The following is a 15,556-nucleotide window of genomic DNA, read 5'->3' as shown; positions in this document are numbered from 1 at the left end:
ATGAAAAATCTCAAAAAACTTTCGAGAAAAGAACTGACAGCTGTCAGCGGTGGTGTTGTCTTACCAGGCAACAACTGTTGCGGGTCTTGGTGCCTGGGAATTTGGGTACCATGCCACAGACATCATTTCGAATGCCCTCCGGACGCAGATACTTCAGCACCGGAATGGTATGACGGGAATTGCCCATTTGGTTAAATTATATTCCCCCTGAAATATTGGGGGAGATTTTATCTTAGAAAAATGAAAGAAGACGTTTTAGACAATATTGAACTCCGCTCAGAAAGCGTACAGGATATTCTTACCCAGCCCCCGCATTGGATGATCCGCTGGGGGAATACCGTTATATTTATTATTCTCCTGATGATTCTCTTGATGAGTTACATTATAAAATATCCGGAATTTGTACCGGCACCTATTATTGTAACTTCGCAGAATCCTCCGGAGAAGATCGAAGCAAGGACAAGTTCCAAAATTGAAAAAATATTCATAAAAGATCATCAGGAAGTTAAAAAGAATGATGTTCTGATGGTCATGCAGTCAGCAGCCAATTATAAGGATATTTTAGAGCTTAAAAAACTGATAGATTCTATTACTCCTGATAATTTATATAGCTTCCCTCTTGCCCAGGCTTCAAGGTTCAAATTGGGAGAATTACAGGGCGAATACAACAGTTTTGCAAAAGGATTTCAGGATGAAGCTCTTTTTACAAGATTACGGCCTTATGCTCCGGAAGACCTTGCAGCCAATCAGAGTATTTCTGAATACCGTATAAGAATTGCGACCTTAAAACAACAGAAAAACCTCGAATCAATAAAATATGATCTGACTAAGAAAAACTTCAACAGGTCTCAGGAACTTTTCAACCAGGGAGTTATTTCTGCTATGGAACTTGAAAATGAAAAGATCAAATATCTTCAGGCCCAGCAAAATCTTGAAAATCTTAAAATCTCCATATCACAAATGGATGAAGGGATCTCCAATCTTAATAAAACGAAAAGCGGAACTGCCATTAACACAGAAAAAGACAGAATTACCTACTCTTCACAAACGTTGCAGCTTCTTGAGCAATTGAGAAAATCACTGAAACAATGGGAACTGAATTATCTTGTTATATCATCTACAGATGGTGTAGCCAGTTTCCAGCAGTTTTTTGGCGAAAATCAGTTTGTAAAATCGGGTGAGCCTATTCTTTCTATTCTCCCTAAAAATAAAGAGCAGCTGGTAGGCAGAATGTCTGTTCCTACCACCAACTCAGGAAAAATAATTCCAGGTGAAAAAGTACTGATCAAGCTAGATAACTACCGGTTTCAGGAATATGGTATCATCGAAGGAAAAGTGCAGAATATTTCTCTTATTCCCGATGATAAAGGAAATTATTATGTAGATGTTATTTTACCCAAAGGATTAAAAACAAGCTACAACAAAACGCTTACATTCGATAAAGAACTTAGAGGAAGCGCAGAGATCGTAACACAGGATCTTCGATTGATTGAAAGATTCTTCTATCAAATCAGAAAGTTGCTTGGATATCAGGTCTGATAAAGAACTTAGATAAAAAATAAAAGCCGTTTTACAGATTGTAAAACGGCTTCTTTTATAATGATATTTTGGATTAGCCTGCATTCAAGGATATTTTACAAAAAATCAAGTAGTACTGCTCATTGATTGAAAGGCTTTATTCCGCGAAGAGAGTTGAGATATCATAAATAAACAGATCAGTCGAAAAAAGGCTGTAAGAAAGCAAATACAAGGAAAACAATAACCTTCTCTATAAACATTCCCATAAAAATATGACAAGATCGAAAACTCGACATTTCCCTTAATTGTCTATTGAAAGACGATAATTTTAGAAAATGAAAAGGTTGGGAAGAAATGGAAAGATAAATTTGCAGTTATTCTAAAAAATAAAACCGCAATCATTAAATCAATGATTGCGGTTTTTTGTAGCGAAGACGGGAATTGAACCCGTGACCTCAGGGTTATGAATCCTGCGCTCTAACCAACTGAGCTACCTCGCCTTTTTGGTGGTGCAAATATAGAAAATATTTCTTTACCTCCAAAATTATTTTACCTTAAAATATTCTAAAACATCTCCAACATGATCTGGTTTATTGATAATCTTATTGTTAGCATCTAAAATAAAATAGGTCGGAGTTGCATGAATATTGTACATATCCGTGTAACTGCTGTTCCATCCTCTCAATTCAGAGTCATTCACCCAAGGAAATGCAGCAATCTTTTTAGTATAAGAATTTTTGTCAACATCTAAAGAAAATCCTACAACCTGAATATTTTTTGATTTCAGATCATTGTATTTTTCCAGAAGTTTAGGAAGTTCACTTTCACAGTGTGAGCATGTGGATGACCAAAATACAATAACCTTTTTATCAGCCTTTATATCGTATAATGACTTTGCGGTAGTATTTACAGGTGACTGGAACTTATAGTTAGGAAAAGCAGCTCCCATTTCAATGTTAGCATTCGATTTCAATGTAGAAGCAAGTCTGTCAGTGATGGTACACTTAAGATTTTTGGCAAGTGACAAATATTTGCTTTTGTACTCATCCATCTCATATACATCAAAAATATCGATCAGTTCTGATAAAACAGTCTGTCCTCTTGGAGTTTCCACTTTTAATCGGTCTAACAGCTTATCAACAGAAGCAACGACATTGGTATTTCCTCCGGAGTTCAGATAAGATACTAACACTGGTCTTAATAATGATGAAGTTTCCAGCATATCATTTGACTTGTCCAGAAAGTTGATGATTTCCTCCTGATCTACTTTTTTGGTAGCATCTTGTGAAGGAGAAATAAATTTACTGTAATTCGTATTATAATAAGTAATAAACGGATGCTGAGCCGCATCAATAGAACTGGAAGTACCGGAAAGTCTATCGATTTCTATTTTCAATGCTTTTCCAAAGTCTGTATTATCTTTATAATACTCTTTAATCTGTGTTAAAGCCGGCAAAATAACTTCTTTCTTTTGTGAACCTTCCTGCTGTTTACTCATCAGGTTATTTGCTTCATCCAGATAAATAACATCTTTAACTTTATTATTCTGGATATCCAGTTTAAAGTTGACATTTTTATTTTCAGAAATAAAGCTTACGGTATTATTAGAGCCCGGGAAATAGACTTTCATCATTCCCATATAACTGCTTGGGTATTTAAATGTCCATGTGCTATTCTTACTTTTTTCTTTGGTAACAATAATATCTTTTGAACCGTTTAATGTATATAGAATAGCGTCTTGATCTTTAAAGTCTGCCGGAGTCTGAATGGTAACTGTAAATTGAGCCTGCAGAGCAAGTGCAGCCAAAACTGCGGATAGCGTATAAATCTTTTTCATAGAGTAAAAATAAAAAAACTCTCTGATTAATCAGAGAGTTTAATATTATTTTAATAAAATTTTATGCTTTTACGCTCTTATACTTTTTTGTAAAGTAAACAATAAATGCGATTGCTACAATACCAAGTACATATACGTACATATCAATGGGTGCAGGTGCTCCGGTACCATTCCCTCCGTTTCCAGTTCCTGTTGGCGCTGGTTGTGGTGGGGCTGCATTTGCTAAAGTTACAGCAAAAAGAAAAAGAGCTAATACTAGTTTATTAATAGTTTTCATGTGGCTTATTTTAAGATTTTAGTGTTAACAGTTTCTCCCTTATCAGAAACGATTTTTACAACGTATGAATTTTTAACTGAGCCATCAAGCTCGATTACAAAATCTCTGGATGCATCAACCGCTTTTTTAGAGATTACCAGTTTACCGCTCATATCATAAACTTGAATATCTGCTTTTTTCCATTTTGGATCGAATCTTACAATGTAATTTGTAATAGATGGATCATACACAACAAGTGTTCTTGACGCAGTAGCTGTATTTTTATCTACTGCTAAAGTAATATTACTTGGTTCTCCATAATACAAATTAGCTTCCTCATTTGTTACCGCTACAACATCTCCTTGTTTAGCTTCTATTAAATTTCCGTTTTCGGCTTTATAATAGAACCCGATTCCTGAAGATAATTGGTGTACACCAGCAGGGATTAGCTCTGCATTTTCTCTGATCTCGAATTTATAAGATTTCACCTGATCCAGGTAGTAGTTAACTAACTTAACATTTTTACCCTGGAAGTTACTTTCATTAGCTTCGTTAATATATAACCAATAGTTAGTATAATTATTATCATACCCACCATTCAATGATTCTTCAAAAGTACCGATGATATTTTTACCAGCTGAAGCCTGCACAGAAGTTGCTGCAGAAATCTGGTGACCGGATGTTAATGCTGGAGAAACAACATAATATGTTCTGGAAAGTTCTTTTCCATTAGCATCAAGACCGATTACACCAAGCTGTTTTACAGTATTGGTTGTTTTACCACTACCTGTTTTAGCTGCTGTTACATCGTAGTTGATACCTGCTGCTCTTGCAGTAGATTTGAATCTTCTCAGTGTATTAAAATTTAAAGTCTGAGCTGTATTGTCTCTTAACTTCATTTTAAATGACTGCATAGGTTTGATTACCATTTTATCCACATCACCAATTGCCGGAGCAACTCCGTCACCGGTAGGGATAAAAGTAACCACCTGAGAACCTGTAGCATAAGTAGAACCGTTAGGAAGTGTAACAATTGTACCTGGGTCATATTCAATACCCCAGATATTTTTCACAGCATTCCCATCAGATCCTGTAACACTTTCAGTATATCCAATGTTAGCTAAATCTAAATTGGTAAGGAAAGGGTTTCCGAACTGGTAAAAATTCTGACCGAATGTTCCAGACCATGCGTTCGTAGTAAACTCAAAACTATCATCAAGATAAGTATTGTACTTCTCATTGTATTGGTTTAGAGCATTACCATTAGTTCCGAATACAACGTTAGATGCTCCTATGTTGGATTTTCCTGCATTCTGTAAAGATACAGTCCCAGCATATGGCGCATATGGTTTTCCGTTAATATTGAATACGCTTCCTGTTGCAGGAGCACTTGGATTCCAGTCATTATTTTTAACCTTAAGCATATAATAACCTGAAGGATCCCAAGTAGTTGAGGTAGGAGCTAGATTCAAAGTGGTAATTGAAACAGCATTAGCATTATCCCACTTAAGAATTGGATTGTCATATCTTCCAGTATTGAAAGTTTTACCAACTTCAGCAGATAATGAATTGAAAGCTTTACCAGAGAAAGGCAAAGCAACTTGCTGGAAATAATTACCGCTACCGTTACTTGTAGTTCTGTATTCTTTGGTGACAACACCTGAAATATTGGATTGGGATAATCCGTCAATGTACAGCTGACCATACGTGGAAGTCGCAAAAGAAGCAGGAGTATTAAGTCTTAAGATGATATTTCCACCATCTGTCTTATCAGCACCGGCAGCATCAATAGTCTTAAAACTATCAGTACCAGATCCTACAACCATGATATTTCCATGAACGTCCAAAAGACCATTACCTTTTGTCTGTACACCTCCACCGCTATAAACTAGGGTGCCTTCGCTCACATACATATTAGCATTAGTGTCAACATGACATAGTATCTGCGCCTGAACAGAATAACTAATTGCTAAAAGACCTATAGCAAATAAACTTTTTCTCATTGTATAAATTATTTGTGTGTTAATACAATCTTCACCCGCAAAGGTATTATTATTTTTCTTAAAAAAAAAATATTTTATCTATTAATCAAAACATTATCTTCTGTCAAGATGATCTCTTTGTCCTCTCCTATTGAAAACATATAGTCTTCTAGAACTTTTTCGGTAGTACCTCTCAACCCTCTTGCGCCTAATCCTTTTTCAATAGTTTCCTCTACGATTCTTTCAATTGCACCATCTGTTATTACCAAATCTGTACCATCCATCTTGAAAAGTTCCACAAATTGATTCACAATTGAATTTTTTGGCTCTTTCATAATTCTTACCAGAGTCTCTTTCGTGAGTTTATCGAGGTAAGTGATGATTGGAAATCTTCCTAAAAGTTCCGGAATTAATCCGAAAGTACGAAGATCAATTGCATTAATATTTGTTAATATATATTCGTCTTCGTCTGTTTTATTGATTTTCTCAGAACTGAACCCTATCGCCTGCTTGTTCATTCTTCTTTCGATAATCTCTTTAATTCCGTCAAAAGCACCACCGGCAATAAACAAAATGTTCTGAGTATTCACCTGAATATATTTCTGATCCGGATGTTTTCTACCTCCCTGCGGCGGAACATTGACGATACTCCCTTCCAGCAGTTTCAGTAATCCCTGTTGCACTCCTTCTCCGGAAACATCTCTTGTGATACTTGGGTTGTCTGATTTTCTTGCAATCTTATCAATCTCATCGATGAAAACAATTCCTTTTTCAGCTTTTTCCACATCATAATCTGCTACCATCAGAAGGCGGGACAGAATACTTTCAACATCCTCTCCTACATATCCTGCTTCTGTTAAAATAGTGGCGTCTACAATACAGAAAGGAACATTCAGTTCTCTGGCGATCGTTTTTGCCAGCAGCGTTTTCCCTGTTCCTGTCTCCCCGATCATGATGATGTTCGACTTTTCAAGTTCCACTTCTCTGTTTTCGTCCTGAGCGTGGAGCAATCTCTTATAATGATTATATACAGCAATAGAAAGCTGTTTTTTTGCCTGATCCTGACCAATTACATACTGATCAAGAAATTCTTTGATCTCTTTTGGCTTTTTAAGTTCAGCCATACTGTCGGCAGGTGAATATCCTGTTTTGGATGCACCGTCTTTTACAATAGCGTGCGCCTGCTCTATACAATTTTCACAAATAAAACCATTCTGGCCAGAAATCAGCATCTGTACTTCATTTCTTTTTCTGCCACAGAAAGAACATTGGTTTGAGTTCATATGATATAATATATATGTATATGTTAAAGAAAATCGTAAAAAATTACTTTTTTACGATTTTCTGGTTGTTAAGAATTAATAATTGAGTGTTGAATCTCCGTATATTCTTCGTTCGTTAATTTTAATCTTTCATTTCTAAAATTCATGTCTTCCATCTTATTTAAAGGAATCAGATGGATGTGTGCATGAGGAACTTCAAGTCCTACTACCGCTACTCCTACTCTTACACATGGAATTGCAGTTTTGATCTTCTTGGCTACCTCTTGGGCAAATCCCCAAAGGTTTTTGTATTCTTCACTTTCAAGATCAAAAATCAGATCCACTTCTTTTTTCGGAACTACTAAAGTATGTCCTTTCACCAAAGGCATTGCATCTAAGAATGCTATAAAGTTTTCATTTTCTGCAATCTTATAAGAGGGAATCTCACCATTGATGATCTTTGTAAATATAGTGCTCATTTTATCAGAAGTTAGGGTTGGATATTTTGAAGTTTAGAAATAGAAACTGTATCAGACTATAAAGAAATGTCTAATACTTCAAAAGACAGTTTGTTTCCGTTCGGTAAAGTAATTTCGGCAGTTTCGCCAACAGCTTTCCCCAACAGACCTTTTGCAATTGGAGTGTTTACAGAAATCCTTCCTGTCTTCAGGTCACTTTCGTTATCCGGTACCAATGTAAATACCTGCTCTTGCTTGGTAGCATTATTTTTAAGTTTCACTGTTGTTAAGATGGAAACTTTTGAAGTATCTAATTGGCTTTCGTCTATAATTTTAGAAGTAGAGATAACGTCTTTCAGCTTGGAAATTCTCATTTCAAGCATCCCCTGAGCCTCTTTAGCCGCATCGTATTCCGCATTTTCAGACAAATCTCCTTTGTCTCTTGCTTCCGCGATCTGCTGAGTGATTTTTGGTCTCTCTACAGTTTCCAACTGTTCCAGCTCAGCTTTCATTTTCTCTAGGCCCTCCTTAGTTACATAGCTTGCCATAATTTTCAAAATTTAGTTTTAGTATAAAAAAATAATCCGACATTTGCCGGACAATGTTTTCGTGTTGTAATCGTTTAATTTTTACAAATATATAAAAATTTAAATTGAAATGAAAAAAACTTTTTCAATCTTATCCATTTTCAGTATATTGATTTTCAGTAACTTAACCATAAACTCTTGCGGAAGCAGAGAAGATACAGTAAGCTGTTTCCCCAATACCCCCATTAATGTATCTCTTAATCTAAACCTGCCTGCCTACTATGCTTTGAACAATATCAATGGCTGGATTTATGTGAATGAACAGCAATCCGGAACAAGAGGACTGATTATTGTCCGAACAGCAAACGGATTTAAGGTATACGACAGAAATGCTCCCCACATATGTCCTGATAATAATACAACCCTTGAGGTAAAGGATAATATTGCTATCATTTGCCCTCAGGATAACACAAGATGGATCTTAAGCACGGGACAGCCGGAATCCGGAGCTAAAACCTCCCTGCCGCCTAAAACCTATCCTTCCAATTATGATGCTCCAAGTAAAACTTTAACTGTTTACTATTAGAATATAAAATGAAGATCGTTATACAAAGAGTCTCTGAAGCCAGTGTAAAGGTAGACGGAAAAATTGTTGGTGAAATCGGCAAAGGAATAATGCTGCTGGTAGGTGTGGACGAAAATGATGAAAAAACAGATGCAGACTGGCTTGTACAGAAGGTTTTAAACCTAAGAATCTTTGGAGATGAAGAGGGTAAACTTAATCTTTCTGTGAAGGACATTTCAGGAGAAATCCTTTGCATCAGCCAATTTACATTAATTGCAGATTATAAAAAAGGCAATCGCCCGTCTTTCATAAAAGCAGCAAAACCTGATAAGGCCATTCCTCTTTTTGATTATTTTAAAGACGAAATTTCTCAATCCGGATTAAAAACAGAAAGCGGAATCTTCGGAGCGGATATGAAGGTATCCCTGATCAACGACGGACCTGTCACTATTGTAATGGACTCAGTTACCAAAAGCTAAAGTATAGAAAATGAGTAACAAAAATATAGGCATTACTTATCTGGCAGTGACTTTAGTTTTTCTGTTTGGATTTGTTTTAAGCCTTAATAACTATAGCTTTGCAGGATATTACATTGATAAAATGATCAACTGGCTCTGGCTGTTGATGACCATTTTTATCATTATCAGGTTTTGGAAGAAAAAAGTGATAAAAGTATATTTTGGTCTTTTGATATCAGGGATCGTTCTCAGCATTTTACCCATGCTGATCCCGTTTTTTGGAATTATTCATTATTTCTCCACCATTGGCTGTGAGCAAAGAATTCAGCTGGATGATACTTACAGAATAGAAAGAGGCCGTCCGGGAGCTCTTTACCAACCTCTTATTACGATTTACAAGAGAGAAGGCATTTTTGAAAAACAAGTCTCAAGAATTCCTTATTCAGATATCATAGAAAAAACAGTACAGCCATCTAATGAGACTTATTTAAATGATAAAAGCCTGCCGATCCAGGAAGCAAAACTCATTAATGCCAATCAGGACAGTATTGATATTGAATACCGGATCCTGAATAAGCAGAAAGTAATCTACCATAAGAACAAATTAAACTGGTTTGATGACTTTTAAAAATCAAACCTATACACCTCAACAAAACCATTCAGTGATCCTGGATGGTTTTTTGTAATCATACACAGTATATTTTCCATAAAAAATTGATGAAAGCCTTTATGCATAAAGAATAAATAAAAAAACAAAAAAATAAATTCACAAAAACGTGATTTGTTTTTATTTTATTATTATTTTTGATCTAAATCAAAACTGATTTACAACCATTTAACAAAATCGTATGAAAACAAAAATCAACCTTTTCGCATTATTTGCGTTCTGCTCCTCCCTGTCTTTTGGTCAGGACAGTCAGGCCAAACTAAATCAGGATCAAAATTCAATTATTTACGTATGCTTTTCAAAAGGCATCAATTCAGAAAAAACTGCATTCAGCAGAAATGCTGATCTGGAGAGATTTTCAAGAGAAAATAATATTTCATTCAAGTACGATCTGGATTTTACAGACAACAAGCTTGATGAAATGGCCAGAAGCAGCAAAGCTATTGGAAACTCCTCAGAATCTGTAGAAAAACTAAAAAGAATTTATAAGGCTGATCTGCCTCTTCACAACGAAGAAATCACTCAGAAAATCATTCACCGTCTTGAAAGGTTCCCTGAAATAGAATATGTATCTGTAATGAGTGCGGACCCTATTGAACCTCCTTTGGTAAACGCTTTTGTAGCAACTCCTGATCTGGAAAGCATTCAGACTTATCTGAATGATAATCCGGGAATCAATGCAAAATATGCCTGGTCAAGAGGAATTACCGGGCAGAATATTCGTGTAAGGGATGTTGAATATGGTTTTTATAAGACTCATGAAATGCTGACTAACCAAAATTCTATACAGCTTGAACCGGGATATTCTCCTAATGCGGGATTAGCCAATAACAACTACCGTGACCACGGAACTGCAGTGGTAAGTATTTTAGGTTCAATAAAAGATAATATCGGGCTTACAGGAGCTGCCTACAGTACTTCTGAAATAAAAGGATATATGGAATGGACCACTGTGGGATACAACAGAGCATCTGCGGTGAGCAGATCTATCAATGCTTCCCAGGCAGGCGATATTATTCTGTATGAAATGCAGACCGGAGGAAAAGACGGCCAGTATTGTCCTGCAGAGTATGATAAAGTAATCTGGGATCTTACGAAAGCAGCTACTGATTCAGGAATTATTATCATTGCAGCTGCGGGTAACGGAAATCAGAATCTGGATGATCCTTTTTATGCCACTTATCTTGCCAGAGGAAATAGCGGTGCTATCATTGTAGGAGCCGGATCTCCCAATACCACCCATTCAAAATTAAGCTTCAGTACGTATGGAAACAGAGTGGATGTTCAGGGTTGGGGAAGCAGCGTTCTTGCTGCAGGCTATGGTTCTTATGCCAAATATGACAATGATAACAACAGGACTTATAATTATTTTAGCGGTACAAGCTCTGCAACGCCTGTAGTATCTTCTGCAGCTATTTTAATTCAGTCTTTCTATCGTCAGACTACGGGTCAAAACCTGACACCATCTGCTATGAAAAACCTCTTGATTTCTACAGGAATTCCTCAGGGAGGAACTGTAACTGGTCAGAAGATCGGTCCTCTTCCTAATGTAAAAAATGCGATACTACAATTGGAAAGTAAATTCGCAACCCCGGTAAAAACATTATCTGCACTGGAGGTTAAAATCTACCCTAATCCATCCAGCAGTACTATTGCCATTCAAAGTACAGAAAACAAAAAACTGGATTTTGAAATCATCAATCTTCAGGGACGAACAGTAATTAAAAGTTCTGTTTTGTCTAATGAAAAAATTGATATTTCACAACTTCCGACAGGTCAATATATCATTAATATCAATGAAGGCCCAAGAAGAGTTGTTGAGAAATTCACAAAACTATAATAAGATTTTTATACATTTTACTTCACATTAAACCCTCTTTCAGAATACTGGAAGAGGGTTTTTATTATCAATTTTTGTCCGGTTATTTCGCAGGAACGCTGCTGAAATTCAGGGCTACTTTAATGTTCATATCTGAAGAAGTTTGGTTCTTCAGTTCATAGACGGTTCTTACTGTCAATCCTGAGCTTTTTACAATTTCATCCAGGAATCCTGTATCATTCAGATCCAGATTCAGGCTGGAAGAGTTGGTAGATATATTGGAGCGCGATGCAATCAATCGTTCTCCTGTTCCGTTGGATGAAACATATATTTTAACGGTTTTGAATGCACTCAGATTTCCTCCTGAAGGGGAAGCCACAGAAATTTTGGCATCTGAAATTCTCACGTCTTTAATCTTTGCATTGTTATTTCCTCCGAACCATGTCTGTACATTGGTAGCCGTTGCAGTGGAAGAAACTTCTTTATCTGCAGGAACGCCTGTAGAAACTAAAACATTCGTTGTGTATGGAAATGTATTCTGAACCAGCGACTGTACGGTTCCGCAACTTACGAGTACAGCTGAAGCGGCCATTGCTGTTAGAACTATATTTTTCATAATTTTAAATTTTAAGCTTTAAGGTTAGTTTGCAGAAATTGTACCAAATTGATTGGGTCTTATTCCACACTTATGGTAAAACTTCCCTTGGTATTTCCGGAAGCCATATTACTTTTCCCGATAATCAGCCATACTTCACCTTTCCCAGGAGTATCATAAGTGATTTCTCTTCCGAAAGGCCCGTCGTAGTCTCCGTTAGGAAGCTTGATCTGATTGAAACGGATATTGAACTCTTTCTCTTTGGTTGAAATTTTTGCTTTGATATTCGGGCGGTCGTAATGCGTCAGTTTTAAGATCAGTTCCTGATCATCTTTTTTAAATTCTTCTCCCAAAGTGAAAGGAAGCTGGGTAGCATCAGCTGTTCTTATGATCTGCCCCTCTTTTTCAGATCTCATTACGCCTTTACGCAAAACTTCTTTGGTAGCCGGAGCATTGTTAATAATTGAATCTCTTTTTCTCAATGCTGCAGAATCTGCTTTTACAACAGAATCCGGCATTTCCGTAACGGCTGCAGAATCCTTATCCTGAGCGTTTGTCACGGCAGGTTCTTTTTTACATGAAATAATAATCAATGGAATCAACAATAAGCTTTTTTTCATAATAATTAAGTTTAAGAATGTACCAACATATCATTCTGGTGAGCTCTATTAAATGCTAAAACTGTTCCAATCCTGCTATAATAATTTATTTTCCGGCTTCAATTCTCGTTCATTATTTGTTTCAACCCATTTAAAGGTAAAATACATAAAATTGAGCATGATCCCCATCAAAACAGTAACACCCCACGTCTTGGTATATTCCAGCGGATAAATAAACCGTACTACAATATCAGAGAACAGACCAAAGGGATTATTGAGTACATCCCAGCTGTTCCATCTCAGAAATCTCCCCAGATAAACTCCAAAACTGCTCATGAAAAGAAATAATACAATTACTCCGTTGATGCTGCTTCTTTTACCATATCCGGAAAGGCTTTTTTCAATATCATGAAGACTTATAAATCCACAGATCAGTCCCGTCCAGGCATAGGAAAGAATAACAATCAGGTCATACCATACCGGTACTGAATTTCTCGCTCTCAGATGAAAGAGGTCTGTGAGAATATAGGGGGAATTGGGGAAGAACAAAATCCAGACGATAATAATAAAGATCAGTGAGATTTTACTTCTGATATTAAAAGCCAGAATAAAAGAACTTAATAATAAAGGAATCCATGCCAGAAAAAGATTCCAGTTGAGAAACAAAAACACCTTTGTATCACTTATATAATATCTGAAGGCAGAGAGACTGAAACAGAATACAGTCATCAATATCAGCAGCATATTGATTTTAAACCGTGAAGAGGCAACAAGCTTTTTCATAACCTTTTATTGAATGGTTTGATAGTAAATAATCTTTGAAAGGAATGTTTTGGAGGTTTCTTTTTTCACTTTCGTCTGCAAGGTCTTTTTAAGTTTCTGATCATTTTTTTCATCTGCATATTTCAACAAGGCTTTTTCGCTGAAATTGACAGAAGTTAAATGATAGTTGACAGCAAAATCTTTTCTTTTCATGTTCTGGGAAGTAATAAAGCCTCCCCAATTGAAGGAACTGCACACTAAAATGGTTCCATAGAAGTACCAAACCATTGTGTTGACAAGGAATATGTTTCTTTTCTTCTTTTGAATTTTAATAAAGGTCAAAGCCAGGCCAATCATTGATAAAAGCAGGAAAGCAAAAACCCCTAATCTTTTATAAGTGAATGCATAATTAACAATGTACTCATAATTTTTAACAGCGGCTGACATGACTAGGATTGCATTGAGGAAAATCCAGATTTTGGCTAAGATTTTCAATAATCCCGCTTTCGGATCAAAATTAAATCCTGACTTAAAATAAAACATGATAACCAGAATAGCCATTATGATAGATATGATGACGGCATTCACCCTTTCATGGGTTTCTTCTGAAAGCTGAACGGGTGTTTTTACTGTTTCATAAAACTGTTCGTAATTGTAAGTAATAATAAAGAAGATCAGTAAAATATTCAGCAGAACAAAAGAGATGACTCCACTCATTCTTTCGGCACTGAGATCAAGAAAGGAATAGGTAGCCTTCGGTATCCGGGAATCTTTTTGAAACTCATTATCCAAAAAGTGGTTGTTTTTGTAGATGAGTTTTTCCACAGCGTAGTTCCAGTAATTGAAGGCAATAAAAAAGCCCAATACAAAGAGACAGAATACCTGCCACAGATTAATATCCAGTTCATAATCTGTGAAAAGGGCAGCAAAATGATCACTTCCAGCAGAATAAATTCCAAAGAAAACGGAAACCAGCACCAACGGAATGACAATGAAAGCGAATGTCTTTTGCCACAATCCGGGAACATTCTTTTTGGGAAGCTATTCATCAAAACTGAAAAAACGGCAGAATGAAGTGCAGCAATTCACAATAAAAACCGGAATCAAAAAGAGAATTTTCAGCCTTCTGTTCTTTGATTTATATCCCAGCAAAAGCAGCGAACTGACCACCGCAATAAAGGAAGGGAAATCTCCATACCACGCAAATGCAATACTGGATAAAATGCTTGTTACAAAAAGAATATACAGGGTTCTTGTTTTATTTTTCTCCGGAGTCTTAAACAGGGTTAATACGGCATAAATGATTCCCAGAATTCCAAGGTTCAGTCCCATATCCTGATCGTAGAAGACAATGACAAACAGGATGGCGGTAAGAAATATATAGTGATGTGTTTTCATGATATTTAAAGATTGAAAAATTAAAAAATTAAAAGAGTTAGATTTTGAGAACCTCATCGAGCCAGCTAAACTGCGTCAATATATAGAGATACAAGACTGTTATCGGAATATTGACAAGTAAAAGTAAAACTGAATTGCCGGATGCTTTCTGATCTGAAACATCGGTAAGATAGATAATAAGCTCATGCAGAAGAATAAACATATTAATCACAGCGGTAACCAATACATAATAAAAGCCCAGCTCAATAAAAAACTCTGCTCTTATCAACCAAAATGCAGCCAGTAGAAGTGTTCCCAGTAGAAAAGAAATGATGAATGATCTTTTCCCAAGCGGACTGAATTTTATTTTCTTCATGGTCATTCGTTTTAATGAAGAACAACGGTTTCTTTCTGTTGAATAAAATCCATTACATGTTCATACTTCTGGCTCAACAGCTCCTCAAAATCCCAATGATAGAAAGCACGCATATTTTGTCCCTTTTTATAGGCCTTGATATAAATTTTCACATATTCAGGCAGGATAATTGTTCCTAATACGATTGCTGCCAGAAGATGGGCATTGAGTTTACCATTTCCTAAGAGCAGATACTGCATGGCAATTTCATCCTCGAAGTTGGTTCCACAACCGGTTATCAGGTGGTGTACATCGTGGTTTTCCATTTTGGGAATCATTGAAAACCCGTGTTTTCTGTAAAATTCACCAAGTTTTCTCCCCAGAGAATCTTCCTGAAATTCCAGCAGCTGTTTTTCATTGAACTGCCATTGTCTTTTTTTCTTTTTAAAGTATTTTCTGTATAATTTTTGAGTTTTGTCGTACACAAAAAGCAGAAACTGAACGCGTATTTTTTTCATA

The 15,556-nt window shown here is 36.2% G+C and carries 19 protein-coding genes and 1 tRNA gene; 6 read left to right on the top strand and 14 right to left on the bottom strand.

Annotation, left to right across the window (positions count from 1 at the left end; translation table 11 throughout):
* Both FW781_RS21415 and FW781_RS21410 read left to right on the top strand, forming a co-directional pair.
* Positions 1-195 carry a bacteriocin-like protein gene (locus FW781_RS21415; RefSeq protein WP_149389284.1) on the top strand — a complete coding sequence of 65 codons (195 nt, stop codon included), beginning with the start codon at positions 1-3 and terminating at the stop codon, positions 193-195.
* Positions 196-240: 45 nt separating this feature from the next.
* Positions 241-1,539 (top strand): HlyD family secretion protein, encoded by a 1,299-nt coding sequence (locus tag FW781_RS21410; RefSeq protein ID WP_149389283.1) that lies wholly within the window; start codon positions 241-243, stop codon positions 1,537-1,539.
* Positions 1,540-1,944: 405 nt separating this feature from the next.
* Here FW781_RS21410 and FW781_RS21405 read toward each other — a convergent pair.
* The 7 genes from FW781_RS21405 to greA form a co-directional block, all read right to left on the bottom strand.
* Positions 1,945-2,018: transfer RNA gene (locus FW781_RS21405), tRNA-Met, on the bottom strand.
* A gap of 44 nt (positions 2,019-2,062) precedes the next feature.
* On the bottom strand, positions 2,063-3,355 hold the full coding sequence (locus FW781_RS21400; RefSeq protein WP_149389282.1) for a TlpA family protein disulfide reductase: 1,293 nt from the start codon (positions 3,353-3,355) through the stop codon (positions 2,063-2,065).
* Between the two features lie 61 nt (positions 3,356-3,416).
* Complete coding sequence (locus FW781_RS21395) at positions 3,417-3,632, bottom strand: signal peptidase (RefSeq protein WP_149389281.1); 216 nt, start codon at positions 3,630-3,632, stop codon at positions 3,417-3,419.
* A gap of 5 nt (positions 3,633-3,637) precedes the next feature.
* The gene (locus tag FW781_RS21390; RefSeq protein ID WP_149389280.1) at positions 3,638-5,614 is read right to left on the bottom strand and encodes a T9SS type A sorting domain-containing protein; all 1,977 of its coding nucleotides are present in this window, start codon (positions 5,612-5,614) and stop codon (positions 3,638-3,640) included.
* Positions 5,615-5,688: 74 nt separating this feature from the next.
* Positions 5,689-6,876 (bottom strand): ATP-dependent Clp protease ATP-binding subunit ClpX, encoded by a 1,188-nt coding sequence (gene clpX, locus FW781_RS21385; protein ID WP_149389279.1) that lies wholly within the window; start codon positions 6,874-6,876, stop codon positions 5,689-5,691.
* A gap of 68 nt (positions 6,877-6,944) precedes the next feature.
* Positions 6,945-7,334, bottom strand: a complete 390-nt coding sequence (locus FW781_RS21380) for an HIT family protein (protein WP_034695857.1) — start codon at positions 7,332-7,334, stop codon at positions 6,945-6,947.
* Between the two features lie 56 nt (positions 7,335-7,390).
* Positions 7,391-7,861 carry a transcription elongation factor GreA gene (gene greA / locus FW781_RS21375; protein ID WP_047420150.1) on the bottom strand — a complete coding sequence of 157 codons (471 nt, stop codon included), beginning with the start codon at positions 7,859-7,861 and terminating at the stop codon, positions 7,391-7,393.
* 109 nt (positions 7,862-7,970) lie between these two features.
* On the opposite strand from greA, the gene FW781_RS21370 reads away from it, so the two are divergent.
* The 4 genes from FW781_RS21370 (at position 7,971) to FW781_RS21355 (ending at position 11,370) form a co-directional block, all read left to right on the top strand.
* Entirely contained in the window at positions 7,971-8,426 is a 456-nt protein-coding gene (locus tag FW781_RS21370) for a hypothetical protein (protein ID WP_149389278.1), read from the top strand.
* Positions 8,427-8,434: 8 nt separating this feature from the next.
* Positions 8,435-8,884, top strand: a complete 450-nt coding sequence (gene dtd / locus FW781_RS21365) for a D-aminoacyl-tRNA deacylase (protein ID WP_149389277.1) — start codon at positions 8,435-8,437, stop codon at positions 8,882-8,884.
* Between the two features lie 10 nt (positions 8,885-8,894).
* Positions 8,895-9,491, top strand: a complete 597-nt coding sequence (locus tag FW781_RS21360) for a hypothetical protein (RefSeq protein WP_149389276.1) — start codon at positions 8,895-8,897, stop codon at positions 9,489-9,491.
* A gap of 220 nt (positions 9,492-9,711) precedes the next feature.
* Positions 9,712-11,370 carry a S8/S53 family peptidase gene (locus FW781_RS21355; protein WP_149389275.1) on the top strand — a complete coding sequence of 553 codons (1,659 nt, stop codon included), beginning with the start codon at positions 9,712-9,714 and terminating at the stop codon, positions 11,368-11,370.
* Positions 11,371-11,452: 82 nt separating this feature from the next.
* Here the strand turns inward: FW781_RS21355 and FW781_RS21350 are convergent, their stop codons facing one another.
* The 7 genes from FW781_RS21350 to FW781_RS21325 form a co-directional block, all read right to left on the bottom strand.
* A complete protein-coding gene (locus FW781_RS21350) occupies positions 11,453-11,965 on the bottom strand; it encodes a hypothetical protein (protein WP_047383035.1) in 513 nt (170 codons plus the stop codon).
* 59 nt (positions 11,966-12,024) lie between these two features.
* Positions 12,025-12,564 (bottom strand): hypothetical protein, encoded by a 540-nt coding sequence (locus FW781_RS21345; protein ID WP_149389274.1) that lies wholly within the window; start codon positions 12,562-12,564, stop codon positions 12,025-12,027.
* Positions 12,565-12,639: 75 nt separating this feature from the next.
* Positions 12,640-13,326 carry a DUF1361 domain-containing protein gene (locus FW781_RS21340; RefSeq protein WP_149389273.1) on the bottom strand — a complete coding sequence of 229 codons (687 nt, stop codon included), beginning with the start codon at positions 13,324-13,326 and terminating at the stop codon, positions 12,640-12,642.
* A gap of 6 nt (positions 13,327-13,332) precedes the next feature.
* Positions 13,333-14,322: a DUF4153 domain-containing protein gene (locus FW781_RS21335; RefSeq protein ID WP_228720254.1), complete on the bottom strand. Its 990-nt coding sequence runs from the start codon at positions 14,320-14,322 to the stop codon at positions 13,333-13,335.
* Positions 14,323-14,346: 24 nt separating this feature from the next.
* Positions 14,347-14,703 carry a hypothetical protein gene (locus FW781_RS22710; RefSeq protein ID WP_228720253.1) on the bottom strand — a complete coding sequence of 119 codons (357 nt, stop codon included), beginning with the start codon at positions 14,701-14,703 and terminating at the stop codon, positions 14,347-14,349.
* A 37-nt stretch (positions 14,704-14,740) separates the two neighbouring features.
* Positions 14,741-15,058, bottom strand: a complete 318-nt coding sequence (locus FW781_RS21330) for a hypothetical protein (protein ID WP_149389272.1) — start codon at positions 15,056-15,058, stop codon at positions 14,741-14,743.
* Positions 15,059-15,069: 11 nt separating this feature from the next.
* Complete coding sequence (locus tag FW781_RS21325; RefSeq protein ID WP_149389271.1) at positions 15,070-15,555, bottom strand: Coq4 family protein; 486 nt, start codon at positions 15,553-15,555, stop codon at positions 15,070-15,072.
* Between the last annotated feature and the right edge of the window lies 1 nt (position 15,556).

Source organism: Chryseobacterium panacisoli, assembly GCF_008274625.1.
Lineage (GTDB): Bacteria > Bacteroidota > Bacteroidia > Flavobacteriales > Weeksellaceae > Chryseobacterium > Chryseobacterium panacisoli.
This window is presented reverse-complemented; position numbering and strand designations above follow the sequence as displayed.

Bases quoted from the DNA above. Each gene is read 5' to 3' on its own strand.
- FW781_RS21415 (WP_149389284.1), top strand. From the start codon at position 1: ATGAAAAATCTCAAAAAACTTTCGAGAAAAGAACTGACAGCTGTCAGC.
- FW781_RS21370 (WP_149389278.1), top strand. From the start codon at position 7,971: ATGAAAAAAACTTTTTCAATCTTATCCATTTTCAGTATATTGATTTTC.
- FW781_RS21325 (WP_149389271.1), bottom strand. From the start codon at position 15,555: ATGAAAAAAATACGCGTTCAGTTTCTGCTTTTTGTGTACGACAAAACT.
- FW781_RS21360 (WP_149389276.1), top strand. From the start codon at position 8,895: ATGAGTAACAAAAATATAGGCATTACTTATCTGGCAGTGACTTTAGTT.
- FW781_RS21350 (WP_047383035.1), bottom strand. From the start codon at position 11,965: ATGAAAAATATAGTTCTAACAGCAATGGCCGCTTCAGCTGTACTCGTA.
- FW781_RS21355 (WP_149389275.1), top strand. From the start codon at position 9,712: ATGAAAACAAAAATCAACCTTTTCGCATTATTTGCGTTCTGCTCCTCC.
- FW781_RS21410 (WP_149389283.1), top strand. From the start codon at position 241: ATGAAAGAAGACGTTTTAGACAATATTGAACTCCGCTCAGAAAGCGTA.
- FW781_RS21390 (WP_149389280.1), bottom strand. From the start codon at position 5,614: ATGAGAAAAAGTTTATTTGCTATAGGTCTTTTAGCAATTAGTTATTCT.
- FW781_RS21395 (WP_149389281.1), bottom strand. From the start codon at position 3,632: ATGAAAACTATTAATAAACTAGTATTAGCTCTTTTTCTTTTTGCTGTA.
- FW781_RS21400 (WP_149389282.1), bottom strand. From the start codon at position 3,355: ATGAAAAAGATTTATACGCTATCCGCAGTTTTGGCTGCACTTGCTCTG.
- FW781_RS21330 (WP_149389272.1), bottom strand. From the start codon at position 15,058: ATGAAGAAAATAAAATTCAGTCCGCTTGGGAAAAGATCATTCATCATT.
- FW781_RS22710 (WP_228720253.1), bottom strand. From the start codon at position 14,703: ATGAAAACACATCACTATATATTTCTTACCGCCATCCTGTTTGTCATT.
- clpX (WP_149389279.1), bottom strand. From the start codon at position 6,876: ATGAACTCAAACCAATGTTCTTTCTGTGGCAGAAAAAGAAATGAAGTA.
- greA (WP_047420150.1), bottom strand. From the start codon at position 7,861: ATGGCAAGCTATGTAACTAAGGAGGGCCTAGAGAAAATGAAAGCTGAG.
- FW781_RS21340 (WP_149389273.1), bottom strand. From the start codon at position 13,326: ATGAAAAAGCTTGTTGCCTCTTCACGGTTTAAAATCAATATGCTGCTG.
- FW781_RS21345 (WP_149389274.1), bottom strand. From the start codon at position 12,564: ATGAAAAAAAGCTTATTGTTGATTCCATTGATTATTATTTCATGTAAA.
- dtd (WP_149389277.1), top strand. From the start codon at position 8,435: ATGAAGATCGTTATACAAAGAGTCTCTGAAGCCAGTGTAAAGGTAGAC.
- FW781_RS21380 (WP_034695857.1), bottom strand. From the start codon at position 7,334: ATGAGCACTATATTTACAAAGATCATCAATGGTGAGATTCCCTCTTAT.